Consider the following 767-nt stretch of genomic DNA (forward strand, 5'->3'; position numbering starts at 1 on the left):
GGAAAGCGGCCGCACGCCGCCATTTGAACTGACGAGCGTGCGACCGGGCCTGAGACCGTTAAATCTCGGTCTGCTCCGAGATTTCCAGCGCGTCATCCACCTCAATTCCGAGGTATCGAACGGTGCTTTCCAGTTTGGAATGGCCGAGCAATATCTGCACTGCCCTCAGGTTTTTCGTGCGTTTATAGATCAGCGTGGCCTTTGTTCGCCGCATCGTGTGCGTGCCATAGACCGTCGGATCGAGGCCGATGGCGGCAACCCAGTGATGGACGATCCGGGCGTACTGCCGCGTAGAAACATGCGGTGACTTGGCGAGCCGGCTGGGGAAAAGGCATTGTTCTGGCCTCAACTTCGCCTTCTCGAGCCATGCCGTGACTGCTGCTCTGGTCGGTTCGGTCAGCTCAAATTGAACCGGCCTTTGGGTCTTCCGCTGAATGACCATCGCCCGGGCCAAGACCTGGTTTCCGTGCGCGATGTCGCGGACGCGGAGATTGACGAGGTCGCAGCCGCGCAGTTTGCTGTCGATCGCTAGGTTGAACATGGCCAGGTCTCGAACCTGATGCGCGTTCTGTAGGTTAATTCGGATGGCCCAGATGTCCTTCGGCTTCAGCGGCGGCTTCTGCCCAACCAATTTGCCTTTGTTCCAGGGTTCCCGGTGGTGATTGGATTCCATTTCAGACTCCTTCGTTGTTGATCGGAGTCTGATTGTTCTCCTTCTGGGCGACGGGCGGCTTTCCGGCGCGATGCGCTATGAGTACATTCGGCCA

Annotated in this window: 1 protein-coding gene; it reads right to left on the reverse strand. The window is 58.3% G+C overall.

The genetic code is table 11. The features are described 5' to 3' along the window. Nucleotides 1–58: 58 nt before the first annotated feature. Entirely contained in the window at nt 59–673 is a 615-nt protein-coding gene (locus tag PROAA_RS13335; protein ID WP_186411812.1) for a tyrosine-type recombinase/integrase, read from the reverse strand. Nucleotides 674–767 lie beyond the last annotated feature (94 nt).

This window comes from Candidatus Propionivibrio aalborgensis (assembly GCF_900089945.1).
GTDB classification, from domain to species: Bacteria; Pseudomonadota; Gammaproteobacteria; order Burkholderiales; family Rhodocyclaceae; genus Propionivibrio; species Propionivibrio aalborgensis.

Excerpts from the sequence above, each read along its gene's own strand:
- PROAA_RS13335 (WP_186411812.1), bottom strand. The coding sequence starts at position 673 with ATGGAATCCAATCACCACCGGGAACCCTGGAACAAAGGCAAATTGGTT.